This is a genomic window from Gimesia fumaroli, assembly GCF_007754425.1.
Classification (GTDB): domain Bacteria; phylum Planctomycetota; class Planctomycetia; order Planctomycetales; family Planctomycetaceae; genus Gimesia; species Gimesia fumaroli.
Genome location: NZ_CP037452.1, coordinates 4,648,999 through 4,664,082 on the forward strand (window position 1 = coordinate 4,648,999; position 15,084 = coordinate 4,664,082).

Here is a 15,084-nt window from a genome sequence, read left to right on the forward strand (position 1 = left end):
GAGAACAGTCACTGCGTTCGCATGATCGCAGTGACTGAACTTCGTCACATTTTAATTGCAGGTTCGAGAACAAAGGGGCGTTGGTGAATGCGATTTCATAAACAATCGACAACGCCCTCTTATTTCAGCCGCCGCGACCAGATTCGGCTGTTCCGCCTGGTCGCAGCGATCGGCGTCATTTTTATCGCCATGCATTATGCGTCAAAACCCAGTAGCTGGTACTGGCTCACCGGTCGCCCCAAAGATGAACCCGCAGCCCAGCAAACCGATGTCTCCCAAAAGGAGATTGACTTCAGCGTCAAACAGGAAACAGAGTTGAAACCGGATGAGTTCCGCACGGAGCCCACACCGGAAATCAAGCCTCCTGAGGCTGTGAATTCACAACTGAAAAACGGGGAATACGACGTACGAGTCGATCCACGACTACTGAATCCCATCACAGACAGCACACTGGGTATCCGCGACCACGAATCAGGTGCACTTTATTATCTGCTCGCCAAAGTAGCCGCCATCCCCCAGAATATTCTGGAACAGTCGGCTGACCCAGCGCCCCCCTTTGTGGTCATCATGACCGAATCGCCGAAATATCGCGGACAACTCATCACAGTCAAAGGACGCCTTAAACGGCTGACCCCGCTCAAAGTGAATGAGAATTCGTATGGCATTGAGCATCTGTATGAAGGTTGGTTCTTTTCAAAAGACTCGGGAACGCATCCCTGGCGCGTGCTGTGTACCAGATTACCGCAAGGTATTCCGCAAGGCACGAACCTGAAGAACATGCCCTCCGTTCAGATTACCGGCTATTACTTCAAAAAGTACGGCTATCCTTCCGCTGCCGGAAAACTTCAGACAGCCCCGCTCATGATCGCCGGACAAATCCGCTGGTTTCCCCCCGCAGCAGCCGAAACCGCGTCTTCATCGGGGGCCGCCAAATACGTGGTCAGCCTGTTCCTGGTAATTGGTGTTGCGCTGGCATTTATGATCTGGCGATTCACCATCAACGATCAACAGTTTTCCCGCAGTAAAACAGCCCGGTTAATGGAACGCCCCGATATGTCTATGGAGAGCCTGAAGGATATCGAAACCGTCGATATCAATGATGTCCTCAAACAACTGGGGCAAAAGAGTCCACCTGCCTCTGACCAAACAGATCAGCAGAAACCCTGATCGCGGTTAAGCGACCTGCAGCCGCACCGCTTCTTCAATGGCGGCAAACACCACATCACAGAGTTGATGAATCAAGTCGGCAGGCATTCCCGGAGCCGGCATTAAAATGACCACATCCCCCAGCGGACGAATAATCACTCCCTGCTTGCGGGCTGCCAGCGTGACTTGATGTCCCATACGCTGAGCCGCCGGAAATGTGGCTTTGGTCTCACAATCGGCAACCAGTTCGATCCCCACCATTGCTCCCTTATGACGGACTTCACCCACATGCGGATGATCCTTGAGCGCGGCTAACCGCTGACTTAAAACCTCTTCGACCTGCTTGACGTTGTCTAACGTCTGCTCTGAATCAAACAGTTCCAGCGTCGCCAGCGCGGCAGCACAAGCCAGCGAATTCCCGGTATAAGTGTGCCCGTGGTAAAATGCTTTATATTCATCGGGCTCCGCATCGAACGCAGAGAAGATCTCGTCGGTGGTCAGTGTTGCCGCTAGAGGCAGATAGCCGCCGGTAATGCCTTTTGCCAGGCAGAGAAAATCAGGCGTCACCCCTTCCTGCTCACAGGCAAACATGGTTCCGGTCCGTCCCAGACCAACGGCGACTTCATCGGCAATCAGGGGGATTCCGTAATGGGCCGTCAATTCACGCACGCGTTTGAGGTAACCGGGGGGATGCATCAACATTCCGGCTGCTCCTTGAACCAATGGCTCAATTACAAACGCTGCCAGACGCTCGTGGTTCTCAACAATCAGTCGTTCGAGCTCCTGTTCACAAAACTCGATATATCCAGCTTCCGTATACCCATCCGGACGGTGATAGGCACTCGGACAGGGAATCTGCACCGACTCAAATAACAGTTGCCCGAAGATCTGATGAAAGATCGAAATCCCTCCGACACTAACCGATCCGATCGTGTCGCCATGATACGCGTGCTGCATGCAGGCAAACAATGTGCGTGGCTGCGCATCAGGTGTCTCTTTTTGTGCATGGTATTGAAACGCCATCTTCAGCGCGATCTCAACCGCCGTCGAACCACTGTCGGAATAGAAAACTTTCGTCAACCCGGCTGGAGCCCGTTTGGCCAATTCTCCCGCCAGTTCGATCGAAGGGACACTCCCCAAACCCAGCAGAGTCGAATGCGCAACCTTGTCTAACTGCTCTCGAATCGCCTTATCGATCGCCGGCACACGATGACCGTGCACATTGCACCACAGCGAAGAGACCCCATCCAGATATGTCTTGCCATCCACGTCGGTCAGAAAGAAGCCCTCACCCGACTCGATGATCGGCACACCTTCCTCCCGGTGCGCCCGCATCTGAGTAAAGGGATGCCAGACATGTTCGTTATCGATGGATCGTAATTCTTCAGACTGCATGAGCGACTCGAAATAATTTCAGAAGAGGTTTGTAAAAATAGAAAGAGCCACGTCGAGGGGAGCGTGACTCTTTCACTAAGACTTTAACATCTGTCGCCGAATTAACCGGGCAGCAGATCGCGAACAACGTCGCGTTCGTCACGCAATTCCTGTAATGTTGCTTTGAACTTCTCCTGAGCGAAGTCATCGTGCTCAATGCCTTCGACGAGTTTCCAAGTGGTACCATCGCTGGTCAGAGGGAACCCGCAGATCAGACCTTCATCAACACCATAGCTGCCATCACTGCAGACAGCAGCACTGAAGCTCGCTCCAAGTGGAGTCGGCGTGATGATGCTTTTGATCGTGTCCAGCGCCGCATTCGCAGCAGAAGCCGCACTCGAAGCACCACGAGCCGCAATCACAGCCGCACCACGTTTCTGAACAGTTTCGATGAATTCACCACGCAACCAGTCGTGATCTTCAATGATTTCAGGAACGGGACTTCCATGAATCGTTGCGTGATAAAAATCAGGAAACTGAGTGGCTGAGTGGTTACCCCAGATGTTCATATTTTTTACAGCAGAAACAGGCTGGCCGGCCTTTTTCGCAATCTGTGATACGGCCCGATTCTCATCCAGACGTGTCATCGCGTACCAGCGATCACGGGGCACTTTGGGAGCGTTAGCCATGGCGATCAGGCAGTTCGTATTACAGGGATTTCCAACGACCAGAACCCGCACATCATCCGCAGCCGCCGCTTCAATTGCTTTCCCGGTATTCGTGAAAATCGGTCCGTTGATGCGGATCAAATCGCCCCGCTCCATACCTGCTTTACGAGGAACACTTCCGACACAAATGACGAAGTTACAATCCGCAAAAGCATCTTCCAGATGATCGCTGTCGGCTTTCACAACTCCTGCTAAAGTTGGAAACGCACAGTCTTCCAGTTCCATTTCCACTCCGTCCAGTGCTGACAGCACAGGGGGAACTTCTACGAGATGAAGAATGACAGGCTGATCAGGGCCAAAAATTTCCCCGGATGCCAGGCGGAATAACATGGCATAGCCAATCTGGCCTGCTGCCCCTGTTACCGCAACTCGAATCGGATGAGTCATCTCTTAATCACTCCTTAACAATGAATGTTGCTCAGTGAACCTATTTCAAGGCTGAATATTGAATGTTATGTGTGTTTTTTTACCTCCCGGCTCGCTGATCAGCAACCGTTCAGAGGCAACAGTTTCCAATTTCTACAGACTCATCCAAATTGTGGAGGAAAAGGTGTTAAGATAGCCAGCCTCGCTGTATTTTTGATCGATTGGGAGCCAGACTACTCGATATTAGCGGTTCGAAAGGGCAAGTCCCCCGATCACCACCACCGCCGCCGCCAGTGACGCAAACAGGATTTTCACCCAACTGTATGGACGCTCTCCGTGGACTTCTCCCGTCGCCGCATTCACGGCCACCTGGTACAGCTTATCCTTATATTTGTAAGTCATCAGCCACAAAGGCAGCAACAGATGCTTATAAGTGATCGCATCGTACTGGCTCTGAATCGAATCAACCCGCTGTGTATCCCCGCCAATCCGTCTGCAGACATCCGAGTACAGGGCCGCGTCAATCCGTTCTTTCCCTAAGAGGAAACCGTCTTCCAGTTCCACGTCATAAGTCCGGGCAGTAAATCCTGCCAATAATGCATGACGAAACGGCACAAGCAGATGCATGGGAAACGGTTCCAGTTCCCGGATCAATTGTCGCTTCAGTCCACGCGAAGCCAGGATCACGACGTCATCAAAAAAACGCTGAAACGCTCCTGATGCGGGATACCAGCGCGTCCGACGTACCTGACGTCGATTCTTCCCTGTGCCCACCGTCACATAATAATGCTCACCGCGCTGACCGCGATAATGCGTGCTGGTCATACTGTCAAAAGTGAAATAAGGCAGATAGACGCCGTGAAAGGTTCCCTCGGCCCCTTTTTCTACAAACTCATTAGGAGCAAACCAGAGCGACTTCACCCAGCTGCGCAAATTCTGCCGCGCCACTTCCTGCTCGATCTGAAACGGCAACACCGCATCCACGGGAACGCGTTTGTCAGACGTATGCGCTTTTTCCAATTGAATCGGCGAAGCACAATAAGGGCACTCAGAACTCGTCACCGTATCGACAAACATCAGTGTGGCGCCGCAACTTTCACACTGGACTTCCTGCTGATTTTGTCCCTCCTCATCAGACTGCTGCTCTCGCAGTTCCTGCAGATGCGCCAACATCCCGTAAAAATCCTGCTCATCGACCGACTCGTCTTCCGAAAAGCCGATTGCTTTCTCAAAACCACAATGGGAACATTTCAGACTTTGTGTTTTAATGTGAAAAACCAGGTCCGCACCACAGCCTTCACAGGGAAAAATACGCCCCTTCTCATCATCAATCCGTTCTCCCCCTTCCTCAAACGAAGTTTCTTCGAGAAAAATCGGCTCATCTGCATCATGAGGAGGCAAAGGAGGGGGCTGTTGACTCATCGTTCGCTTTCCGGTTTGAGTGTCGATCAATAGTTCTAACGGTAACCTGACAGTCTGGAAACGTAAATCAGTATCGAATGGATTAATCTAATGTGAGAAAATCAGCCCTCATAGTCAACTCGAACCAGATACAGCCCGCAGGCAGGCGCCGTCGCTCCCGCCTGTGAACGGTCCATGGAAACTAGAATCTTCTGTACCTTCCCAGGCGTCCAGCGTCCCACACCCACTTCAAGCAACGTCCCGGCAATCGCACGTACCATATTGTATAAAAACCCATCCGCCACGATATCGACGGTGAGAAATTCCGCAGACAAAGATTCGCTGTCGTTCGTTTGTTGAAGCGTTTCTGCCCCCCAGACCGGCCAGACCGACGTGCGCTGCACCGTTAACTCCTGAATGGTCCGTACACTGGTCGCTTTATTCGGAAAGTGCGATTCGAAACAGCGAAAATCATGCTTACCCAGCAAAAACTGACCGGCTGCATGCATTTGCTCCGCATCCAGAGGTCGGCCGAACTCACAAACATACCGTTTTAGAAACGGATAACCGACGCTTGTATTATGAATCACATAGCGATACCGCTTGCGGACGGCCGAATACGTCGCGTGAAATGCAGCATCAACTTCTTCAGCCTGTCGCACACAAATGCTGTCCGGTAAAAAACGCTGCAATCCTGATTGAATATTCTTACAGGGAATCGACGACGTCGTTTGAAAATTCGCCACCTGCCCCAGCGCATGTACGCCAGCATCCGTGCGTCCCGCCACCAGCACGCCCGTTTTCTGCTGCGTCAGCTTCTCGATAGCAGATTCCACACATGCCTGCACCGAGAGACCATTCGGCTGCACCTGCCAACCGGCATACTCCGATCCATCATAGGCCAGCGTTAGTTTGATGTTTCTCATGAACGTTCTATCGTCAGCTTTCTGCAGATGAGAAATGGCAGAACAGGACTGCTTGAACTCGCTTTACAGTCCGAGCTTTTCTTTCCAGTATTGCCACTGCTCTTGCACCGGTGCCTCGCCCCCGGAACCGAAGCTGCACAAAGCGGCCATCGCGTTGCGTGCGCCCAGCACCTGATAAATATCATCTTCAATTTGCGGGCAGGCTTCCTGTAACTCTTCCAGCGAAAGATCAACCAGTCGGCACGAACGTGATTCGCACAGCGCCACAAGTTTTCCGACGATACCATGACCGGTTCGCATCGGAGTCCCTTTCTTGATCAGGTACTCCATCAACGCGGTTGCATCGAGGAAACCGTCTTCCAGTTTGGCGGCAATCGTTTCCTGCTGCAGCTCGGCCCCTTCGACCATCGCCGCCGCCAGTTCCAGGCAGGCCGCCACTGTATCGTAAGAGTCAAACAGCGCCAGCTTGTCTTCCTGCATATCGCGGTTATACGCCATCGGCAGCCCTTTGAGCAGCACCAGAATCTGCTGCACGTCAGCAATCGGTCGAGCCGACTTGCCACGAATCAACTCCAGCACATCCGGATTCCGTTTTTGCGGCATGATCGACGAGCCGGTGGTAAACGCATCGGGTAGTTTGAGAAATCCGAACTCGGTCGAAAACCAGGCGATCCATTCCTCGGCCCAGTTACTCAAGTGAGTGGCCACCAGCGCCATGCAGAAACAGAACTCCGCCAGGTAATCCCGGTCACTCGAAATATCCAGACTGTTACGGGCGACATCGGTGAATTCAAGCAACTCTGCCGAATAGTGTCGGTCGATCGGCAGTGACGTTCCCGCCAGTGCCGCTCCTCCCAGGGGGGAAACATTCACCCGCTTCAGGCAATCCGCCAGTCGCTGACGATCCCGGTCAAACTTCTCGCAATACGCGAGCCAGTAATGGGCGGCCTTCACCGGCTGGGCCCGCTGCAGATGCGTGAAGCCAGGCAAAACGAGATCTTTGTCGCGTTCACAACGTTCGACAAACGCGACCTGCAGATCTTTGAGTAAACCGTCAATTCGCTGAATCGCTTCGCGGGTGTAAAGTTTCAAATCGGTCGAAACCTGATCGTTACGACTCCGCGCCGTATGCAGCTTGCGTCCCACATCGCCAACGCGTTCGGTCAACGCACTTTCAATGTGCATGTGGATGTCTTCAAGATCAAAGCGAAACTCGAACTCACCCCGTTCAATTTCTCCGCCGATCTGTGCCAGCGTCTCGATGATTTGCTGGCACTCGTCTTCAGTAATCAACCCCACCTTGGCCAGCATACGGGCGTGAGCCTGCGAGCCTTGAATGTCCACCGCCGCCAGGCGGCTGTCAAAACTGATCGATTCTGTAAACGCTTCAACACGTGCATCGGTCTGCTGTTGAAATCGTCCTCCCCAGGCTTTTGCGGCCACGGTGTTTCTCCACTGCAATTCAAAAGTGATTAAAAGTCCCAGCGTCGCTTGCCGTATTGTATAAACGAAGCATAGGCAGATTAATCGGCGGGCCGCCATCCATCAAGCCGACCACTGGCCCGGAGTCAGAATGACACCATAATTTATGCATTTTCGCCGCAGAATCGGGATTTTTGTTGGTAAATGGTCTATTTGTCCCCCTACGATGGAATTCAGCGTTTTAAAAGTTGAAAAACGAGATCATCCAACGTGTCTCGCGTTCAGAGTTCAAAAAGTACTGACCATGAAAAACATCCTGACATTCCTCCTGACCGCCTCCGTCATTCTCAGCAACAGTGCGCACCAGACTTCTACTGCAGCCATCGAAGCGCCGAAACCAGAGCTGTCCTCTGCAAAACAGGACACAGCGCCGATCTGGACCATTGAGATTTCGCCAGCCCCCGGACTGGATTCTTACGCGACCCGCGAAATCCATTTTCCTCTCGACTCAAAACAGACACTCGCTGCTTCGACCGAAAATTCAGACGACACGATTGTTATCGTCCCCCGTGCCATCCCCGAAGTCGCAGCAAAGCCGAAATGTGAAAACTGTAATCGTCCACAGCGCAGAACCAGGAATCGCAGTGCGTATTGCCATTCCTGGCCCTGGTCGCGTCGACCCTATTATGCGAATTGGCAATGGAGTCCCGCACAATATATGTATGGCGATTTCATCCGATCCAACTGGTTTGGTTCTCCTTATCCCAGACACACGTTCTACTATAATGGTTACCGCCCGTCATTCCGTTTTGGCTCGCTCCAGTTCCGGGGCTTCGGCAATTATGACCGGATGTATAACCCGCGGATCATCCCCTTCGGCTATCAATTTACCGGTTCACGCGGGTTCTATGCTGCCCTCGCGCTGGCCGAGCAGTATGGTTTCTGATTGATTTACGAAAAACATCATCCCGTTTTCCAAGAGGATTGCATCCGCTGATCGCTCCTGATAGGTTTCGTGTTTAGCGCGAGAACTACCTTAGGAGTGTTAAGACTGATGACAACGAATCCCCCCAAAGCGGTCGTCCTGGTCAGCGGCGGCCTTGATTCGGCAACCGCCCTGGCAATCGCGGCGGACGCCGGTTTCGAATTGTACGCACTTTCGTTTGACTACGGCCAACGGCACCGCCACGAACTGGAAGCAGCAAAGAAGGTCTGCGAGTCATTCAACGTCAAGCAGTTTGTCATCTTTCCGCTCGACCTGCGTGTGTTCGGCGGTTCGGCACTCACGGCAGATATCGACGTCCCCAAAGACCGGAGCGAACACGATCTGGAAACGGGCATCCCTATCACCTATGTTCCCGCGCGTAACACCGTCTTTCTTTCACTCGCGCTCGCGTGGGCAGAAACGCTGAATGCCTTCGATCTCTTCATCGGAGTCAACGCCGTCGATTACAGCGGCTACCCTGACTGCCGCCCGGAATTCATTGAAGCCTTTCAGAAAGTCGCTTCGCTGGCGACGAAAACCGGCGTGGAGCACTCGGGGAACTGGAAGATTCACACGCCGTTGATTTCACTGACCAAAGCCGAGATCATCAAACAGGGTATGGCGCTCGGCGTTGACTATGGTCTGACGCATAGCTGCTACGACCCACTGCCCGATGGCACCCCCTGCGGCCACTGCGATTCATGCCAGCTCCGCGCCAAAGGGTTCGCAGACGCAGGATTCGACGACCCGGCTTTGAAATCATAATAGCCATTTCAACTGGACGGTTTCAGTTCCCACCCTGGCTCGGTCACCGGCGGTGTCTCGGACGGTTCGACCAGTTTACCGTATAGATCCGGACGTCGTGCGCGAATGTAACGTCGTCCACCAGCCTGCCCCAGTTTTTCCTCAGTGCAGAGGGCGATCGCAATATCGTCACCCAGCTTGGTACATTCAGCGATGATCTCGCCGAACGGATCCAGAATCATCGACAACCCCGGTTTGACTTCCTGATCATCCATGCCAACCGGATTTGTGAAGATGGCGTAGACCCCGTTATCATAGGCCCGCGCCGGCAGCCATCGCATCAACCAGCCTTTCCCTTTCGGCCCCTGAAATTCCTGTCGCAGCCGCACCGGGTCCCGATCCCGATTGTGCCAGAGTGCCGGATCGACCAGACCGCGGCCCGGCATCAATGACGGCAGACAACAGGTCACGTGAGGCATGAAGATGATATCTGCTCCCAGCATCGCCGTCATCCGCACGTTTTCCACCAGATTATTATCGTAACAGATCAGAATTCCACAGCGACAACCCCGCACATCGAACACAACGTACTCATCACCGGAAGAGAGATGGGAATTCACAAACGCGTGCAGCTTGCGAAAGCGGGCCAGCAATTCGGTTCCATCCACACAAACATACGTATTGTAGACCTCGCCCTGATCGACTTCGAACAGGCCGGCCAGAATGGGAACGCCGACTTCCCCTGAAATCTGCATCAGTTCCTGTGTACTGGGTCCGTTCGGGACAGGCTCGGCCAGGTCGATCAGTTGTTCCTTGGAAAATGATTGCACAAACGTGTAAGCCGGGATACAACATTCGTGGAAGCTGACAATTTCCGCCCCCTGCTCGACCGCCTGGTGGGCGAGCTCACGAATCCGCTGGAGGTTATAGGCTTTGTCGCCATTGCGGTGTTCAAACTGGACGGCGGCGATCCGGATATCTCTCATTGGGTTTTTGCTCCTGATTTGCTAAACTGTCAGACGACTTATCTTACTCTGCACTATTCCATCGATAAAGGGATTTGAAGAACTAATGGGAACGCAATTTACGAATGAATCCATTTCCTCTCTCTCTGCTGACTGGCTGGTCATCGGCCTGGCCGAGTCGGCTCCGTTAAGTACTACAGTTGCTCAACTGGATGAAACATTAAACGGTCTGATCTCGCGTCTGATCGAAAGCGAAGATTTCACAGGTAAACTGGCAACCACAGCCTCCCTGCTCGGCTTAACTGAAATCAAAACACCACGAGTCCTGCTGGTTGGCTTAGGTCCTGATGCTGAGGTCTCTCTGGCATCGCTGGAAAAAGCGATGATGACTGCCGCCCGTACGATTTCTACCAAACAAAATACGACCGCAGCTGTTCTAATTCCCGAACTGGAAAACAAGTCGCTCTCGACTGAACAACTCTCGTCTGTGTTGACGTCTGCAATGACCGTCGGCTCCGTCGGACAAGACCTCTACCGCCAGGAAGCAGCCCGGTTTCCATTCCAGGATCTGCTGATTGTCGGTACTGAAGCAGCCGATCAGAGTGCCTGCCAACAGGCAGTCGAACGCGGAAGGATTTTAGGAGATTCGGTCAACCTGGCACGGGAAGTGGTCAATCGCCCGGCGGCTGACATTTACCCCGTCAGTTTCGCCAATCGCGTCGAAGATGTTTCGAAAGAATATGGACTGGAATCTGAAATCCTGGATGAGAACCAGCTCAAGCAGGAAAAGATGGGCTCCATGCTGGCAGTCGCGCAAGGCAGCGATCAACCGCCGCGTCTGGCCATCCTCAAACATACAGGCGCCGATCCTTCTGCCCCTACGCTGGCCTTCGTCGGAAAAGGGGTCACCTTTGACAGCGGGGGATTGTCGCTCAAACCGAGTGACGGCATGAAAACCATGAAGTGCGATATGGGCGGCGCCGCTGCGGTACTGGGCGCCATGACCGCCATCGCCCGACTCAAACTGCCCGTGAATGTCATCGGCTACATGGGACTGGTCGAAAACATGGTCAATGGATCGTCTTACAAACTGGGCGATGTCCTGACTGCGCGTAACGGCAAAACCATTGAAGTGCTGAATACCGATGCCGAAGGCCGCCTGGTCTTAGCCGATGTATTAGCGCTGGCTGTTGACCGTGGTGCATCCAATATCATCGACCTCGCGACACTGACAGGCGCCTGTGTTGTTGCATTGGGCGAAGAAGTCACCGGCGTCTTTTCCAATAATACCGACTGGTCCAAAGCCGTTCAAAATGCTGCAAAAAACAGTGGTGAAGATGTTTGGGAAATGCCAATGTTTCCGCAGTTCGGCGAACAACTCAAAAGTGATGTCGCCGACCTGAAGAATATCGGAACCCGCTGGGGTGGTGCGATCACGGCCGCCAAATTCCTGGAGAACTTTATCAGCGAAACGCCCTGGGTGCATCTCGATATTGCGGGCCCCGCATTTGCCGCAGCAAATCTGCCACACCGTGAAGGAGGCGGTACCGGCTGCATGGTTAAAACGCTGGTCGAAGTCGCCGGTCAATACCCAACGAGTAAGTAAAGTCAGTCCGCTTTCTCTTCCGACTCTCTACCGAGCGCCCCCAGATCTTTTAATGATTCTGCGGGGCGCTCTTTCGTTCCCCGGGGGCCTTTGAACTGTTTTTGAATCGGGAAGTTTTTCTGAACCGCATCCGGCAAGGGACCGTTTTTATTCAGGCAGGCCGATTTCGGGGTCAGAAAGAACAGATTCTTTTCTTCGTCCTGAAATCCGGGATCGTCGCCGGATTCGATTTCGTGCTCTGAACTCACATTCCCAAATCGGCTGGAATGAGCGGCTTTCCAGCCGGCTTTGATCCAGTTAAAGCTGAGACTGGCGGTTCCCTTTTCATCCAGAATTGAAAAGCTGTTACCCGCCTGTGTGGTATAGAGAATGTTATTTCGGCAGTCTAGATGTTCGCTGTTCGTCGACAGTAAAACCAAAGTCGAAGAAGGACGGCGGGTGACAACCGTATTGTTATAAAAGAAGAGCGTTCCTTTACGATAGGCACTCTCATCGCCGCTGTCGCCACCATAGTGGATAAGCTGGCTGTTGGAATCCTCTTTGCGTTTGATGAGCACATTGCCATACACGTAAGTCGATCGATAGCGGGGATCATAACGAATGGTATCGCCGCCTTCAGAATCAACGAGGTCGAGTTGCCGATTGCCGCTTTCAATCCAGTTGTACCGCACAACCAGACCCGCCGAGCGATCTTTGAGGTTATTGCCCAGACAGTCTTTGCGCAGGGGCCCCAGATAATTTCCCTGAAACGTAATCCCGGCGGCTTCCGTGTAGACATTGTGTTCGTAATAGCTGTCTGCGATGCCGTTATGATAGATCGAACAGTTTTCGATCAGCAGATCTTTCGATTCATACGCCACAAACAGGCCGTTCCCACAATCGTGCAGATAGCAATTGCGAATCGTAATGTGCTCCCCTTTTTCAATAAAGATCGCAGCTGCATTCTGGAAGTACTTCTGTAATCCATCCGAGCTGAAATAGAAAAAAGAGGGCCGCGCGCTGCGGATATCCAGATTTTCAATCACAATATACGCGGGCATGGTATCGGCCGGATCCCGGGCGCCACCAATTTTGATGATGCCCCGTTGTTCGCCCCAAAAACGTAACTGCGGACGCGTCACAGCACGTCGCCCATCAATTACGGGTAATTCCCCCTTTTCGGAAGGAATCCCCTTGACCACAATCGGCTTGTCTTTGGTTCCCCGGCGACAAATAACCCACTTGGCATGATAAGGCCGAGGTCGCCAATGAATACGTACCTCATCACCGGCGTTCAGACTTTCCCAGGGAACTTTTTCGACGGAAAGATATTTCTGTTCGGGACCCACTTCGTAGATCGTCGCTTCAACCTCGTTCGCAAACAGGTTGAGAAAACAGAACGAAGCCAGAAGCAGACAGGGAAGTGTGCCAAACCAGTTCTGTTGGGTCCCCCTCTGATTTGTAAAATCACGTTGAGACACCCAAGATTCTCCCTTTAGAGCGTAACAATCTTGACTGACGAATTCACACGAAATTGAAACGTCAGTCGCATTTCATTAATGAATTTGTGCTGGAACCCATTGTACCGGACGTGCTCCCGGATTGGGACTGGCACTGTTGGGAATCAGAGTAGGAGTTTGGGGCAATCCTGGTGGAACGTAAGACATCGGCTCTTCAGCGGCAGGTGCTGGTGCCGGCTTATTGATCACACCTTTATGTCCGTTTTCAGGAACGGGCGTGATTTTTTGTGGCACAACAGTCGTTGGTGCAGGAGAAGACGGCGAACTCATTTCGGGCATCATCGATTCGTTCATGATTGTCCCCCCTTGCTCATTCATGAACGTTCCACCTTGAGGTCCACAGGTCGGACAACTAGATTGGGGGGCATAAGTAGGTGTAGGATACGAATCCATGGGATACGTTTCCATCGCCCCGTCATCCGCACCATAACTGAAAGTACCGGAAGCCAACGTCCCCGGAATCGACGATCCAAAACCACCGCTGCGACAAGGATCACAGGTATTGCATGTATTGCAAGGATCACACATGTTACAACAATGCTTTTGCATTCGCTTTGCGCGGTGCTTGGAGAGAGAGCATTTGATATCATCCATGAAATTCGTGGGGCCATACATATTGCCGCTACAGACCATTCCGGTCGCAGGGTCATAGTAGCCAGGCCCGGCACAGCCGGTTAAGGGCAGACAAAGTAAAATTCCCGCACTTAGTTTCAGCAACGAATTCATTTTGAAATCCGGTCAATCTCTGAACGTAAAAAATTGAAGACAACTCACAGTTCGAAATCGGGGCCTTTTTTAAAAAGAGTTCCCAATATCTCATTGATCGGTATTTCAAAATGTTAACCTTTAACGATTATGTAAATAATGACGATATTTCTTATAAAAGAGCTTATTGTCGATATCCATCACTAACTTATTTCACGGCAATACTTAAGAACGGTCTCATATGACGGAGCAGGAACAGATTCAACTGGGAAAAATCGGCTTTCGGGCCATGTGGCGGTTTGGGGGACTGACTCCCTGGGACTTGATCTATCAGTCTGTCCGAGGATACAACCACCACAGACTCAGTGCCCACAGCGCGCAATTTGCCTATTATGCAATTTTCACGCTCTTCCCCCTGCTAATGGTCATCATCGCCTGCGTGGCACAACTGCCGATCAAGGGCTTGATACTCAGCATGGAAAATGCCATCAACCAGGGACTACCCTCGAACGTGTCAAAAATGTTGTTTGACCAGATCTCTGACATTCAACATAAAACGACCATCAGCCTGATTACGGGGGGCGTGTTCCTGCTTTCCCTGGGAGGCACCCGCCTGTTCCTCACGATGGGAACCGGACTGGATGCCGTGTTTGAAGTCGACCGCCGTCGCACCTTTTGGAAATCGAGTGGTCTGGCGTTACTACTCACGTTTGGCGTGTTAATCCTGTTACTGCTTGCGATGATCCTGCTCGTCATCGGCCCGGAACTGGCCCGATTATTACTGGCGAATTTCTACGCGCCCTGGTTACACCTGTTGCTCTCCGCTGGAACACGCTGGTCGGTTGCCTGTGGTTTCATGCTGATCTCCACTTCCGTCATCTACTGGGCGGTCCCCAGTGTGAAACTCCCCTGGAAGATCATTACCCCCGGTAGTCTGTTCGTCGTCATCAGCTGGGTGATTATGCTGCAGGGGTTCCGGATCTATGTCGAAAACATTGCCCACTACAATGAAACTTACGGCACCCTGGGAGGCTTCATCGTACTCCTGGTCTGGCTCTATCTGACAGGAGCCATCCTGATGATGGGGGGCGAGATTAACGGAGTCATTTACCGTGCTGCCAAATTGAAAGCTGATGGCGTTTCGAAACCAATCTGAGAGAAAATCAGGATCGGCTGTCCATGCATGATCTGCAATAACACGTTCCAAAGCTGTGAAA

The 15,084-nt window shown here is 52.4% G+C and carries 13 protein-coding genes; 5 read left to right on the plus strand and 8 right to left on the minus strand.

Annotated elements, in window-relative coordinates; genetic code table 11:
* Positions 1-87 precede the first annotated feature (87 nt).
* Positions 88-1,167 (plus strand): hypothetical protein, encoded by a 1,080-nt coding sequence (locus Enr17x_RS17495; RefSeq protein WP_145310925.1) that lies wholly within the window; start codon positions 88-90, stop codon positions 1,165-1,167.
* A 6-nt stretch (positions 1,168-1,173) separates the two neighbouring features.
* Here Enr17x_RS17495 and bioA read toward each other — a convergent pair whose 3' ends face one another.
* From bioA to argH, 5 genes are all read right to left on the minus strand, one after another.
* A complete protein-coding gene (bioA, locus tag Enr17x_RS17500) occupies positions 1,174-2,541 on the minus strand; it encodes an adenosylmethionine--8-amino-7-oxononanoate transaminase (RefSeq protein ID WP_145310927.1) in 1,368 nt (455 codons plus the stop codon).
* Between the two features lie 101 nt (positions 2,542-2,642).
* Entirely contained in the window at positions 2,643-3,635 is a 993-nt protein-coding gene (locus Enr17x_RS17505) for a malate dehydrogenase (RefSeq protein WP_145310929.1), read from the minus strand.
* A gap of 222 nt (positions 3,636-3,857) precedes the next feature.
* Positions 3,858-5,036, minus strand: coding sequence for a hypothetical protein (locus Enr17x_RS17510; RefSeq protein ID WP_145310931.1), 1,179 nt, complete (start codon positions 5,034-5,036; stop codon positions 3,858-3,860).
* Positions 5,037-5,137: 101 nt separating this feature from the next.
* On the minus strand, positions 5,138-5,941 hold the full coding sequence (gene truA, locus Enr17x_RS17515; protein WP_145310934.1) for a tRNA pseudouridine(38-40) synthase TruA: 804 nt from the start codon (positions 5,939-5,941) through the stop codon (positions 5,138-5,140).
* A gap of 63 nt (positions 5,942-6,004) precedes the next feature.
* Positions 6,005-7,384, minus strand: a complete 1,380-nt coding sequence (argH, locus tag Enr17x_RS17520; RefSeq protein ID WP_145310936.1) for an argininosuccinate lyase — start codon at positions 7,382-7,384, stop codon at positions 6,005-6,007.
* Between the two features lie 283 nt (positions 7,385-7,667).
* On the opposite strand from argH, the gene Enr17x_RS17525 reads away from it, so the two are divergent.
* Together Enr17x_RS17525 and queC are read left to right on the plus strand one after the other, a co-directional pair.
* Positions 7,668-8,309 (plus strand): hypothetical protein, encoded by a 642-nt coding sequence (locus Enr17x_RS17525; protein WP_145310938.1) that lies wholly within the window; start codon positions 7,668-7,670, stop codon positions 8,307-8,309.
* Between the two features lie 108 nt (positions 8,310-8,417).
* On the plus strand, positions 8,418-9,113 hold the full coding sequence (gene queC, locus Enr17x_RS17530) for a 7-cyano-7-deazaguanine synthase QueC (RefSeq protein WP_145310940.1): 696 nt from the start codon (positions 8,418-8,420) through the stop codon (positions 9,111-9,113).
* 8 nt (positions 9,114-9,121) lie between these two features.
* Here queC and Enr17x_RS17535 read toward each other — a convergent pair whose 3' ends face one another.
* A complete protein-coding gene (locus Enr17x_RS17535; protein WP_145310942.1) occupies positions 9,122-10,078 on the minus strand; it encodes a nitrilase family protein in 957 nt (318 codons plus the stop codon).
* Positions 10,079-10,163: 85 nt separating this feature from the next.
* Here Enr17x_RS17535 and Enr17x_RS17540 point away from each other — a divergent pair, with 85 nt between their 5' ends.
* Positions 10,164-11,663: a leucyl aminopeptidase gene (locus Enr17x_RS17540; RefSeq protein ID WP_145310943.1), complete on the plus strand. Its 1,500-nt coding sequence runs from the start codon at positions 10,164-10,166 to the stop codon at positions 11,661-11,663.
* Positions 11,664-11,665: 2 nt separating this feature from the next.
* On the opposite strand, the gene Enr17x_RS17545 is transcribed toward Enr17x_RS17540, so the two are convergent.
* Both Enr17x_RS17545 and Enr17x_RS17550 read right to left on the minus strand, forming a co-directional pair.
* Positions 11,666-13,123: a right-handed parallel beta-helix repeat-containing protein gene (locus tag Enr17x_RS17545; protein WP_145310945.1), complete on the minus strand. Its 1,458-nt coding sequence runs from the start codon at positions 13,121-13,123 to the stop codon at positions 11,666-11,668.
* 75 nt (positions 13,124-13,198) lie between these two features.
* Positions 13,199-13,888, minus strand: a complete 690-nt coding sequence (locus tag Enr17x_RS17550) for a hypothetical protein (protein ID WP_145310946.1) — start codon at positions 13,886-13,888, stop codon at positions 13,199-13,201.
* A gap of 220 nt (positions 13,889-14,108) precedes the next feature.
* Here Enr17x_RS17550 and Enr17x_RS17555 point away from each other — a divergent pair, with 220 nt between their 5' ends.
* Positions 14,109-15,023, plus strand: coding sequence for a YihY/virulence factor BrkB family protein (locus Enr17x_RS17555; protein ID WP_145310948.1), 915 nt, complete (start codon positions 14,109-14,111; stop codon positions 15,021-15,023).
* Positions 15,024-15,084: the final 61 nt, after the last annotated feature.

Coding starts and splice junctions, on each gene's coding strand:
- Enr17x_RS17495 (WP_145310925.1), top strand. CDS start 88: ATGCGATTTCATAAACAATCGACAACGCCCTCTTATTTCAGCCGCCGC.
- bioA (WP_145310927.1), bottom strand. CDS start 2,541: ATGCAGTCTGAAGAATTACGATCCATCGATAACGAACATGTCTGGCAT.
- Enr17x_RS17505 (WP_145310929.1), bottom strand. CDS start 3,635: ATGACTCATCCGATTCGAGTTGCGGTAACAGGGGCAGCAGGCCAGATT.
- Enr17x_RS17510 (WP_145310931.1), bottom strand. CDS start 5,036: ATGAGTCAACAGCCCCCTCCTTTGCCTCCTCATGATGCAGATGAGCCG.
- truA (WP_145310934.1), bottom strand. CDS start 5,941: ATGAGAAACATCAAACTAACGCTGGCCTATGATGGATCGGAGTATGCC.
- Enr17x_RS17525 (WP_145310938.1), top strand. CDS start 7,668: ATGAAAAACATCCTGACATTCCTCCTGACCGCCTCCGTCATTCTCAGC.
- queC (WP_145310940.1), top strand. CDS start 8,418: ATGACAACGAATCCCCCCAAAGCGGTCGTCCTGGTCAGCGGCGGCCTT.
- Enr17x_RS17535 (WP_145310942.1), bottom strand. CDS start 10,078: ATGAGAGATATCCGGATCGCCGCCGTCCAGTTTGAACACCGCAATGGC.
- Enr17x_RS17540 (WP_145310943.1), top strand. CDS start 10,164: ATGGGAACGCAATTTACGAATGAATCCATTTCCTCTCTCTCTGCTGAC.
- Enr17x_RS17550 (WP_145310946.1), bottom strand. CDS start 13,888: ATGAATTCGTTGCTGAAACTAAGTGCGGGAATTTTACTTTGTCTGCCC.
- Enr17x_RS17555 (WP_145310948.1), top strand. CDS start 14,109: ATGACGGAGCAGGAACAGATTCAACTGGGAAAAATCGGCTTTCGGGCC.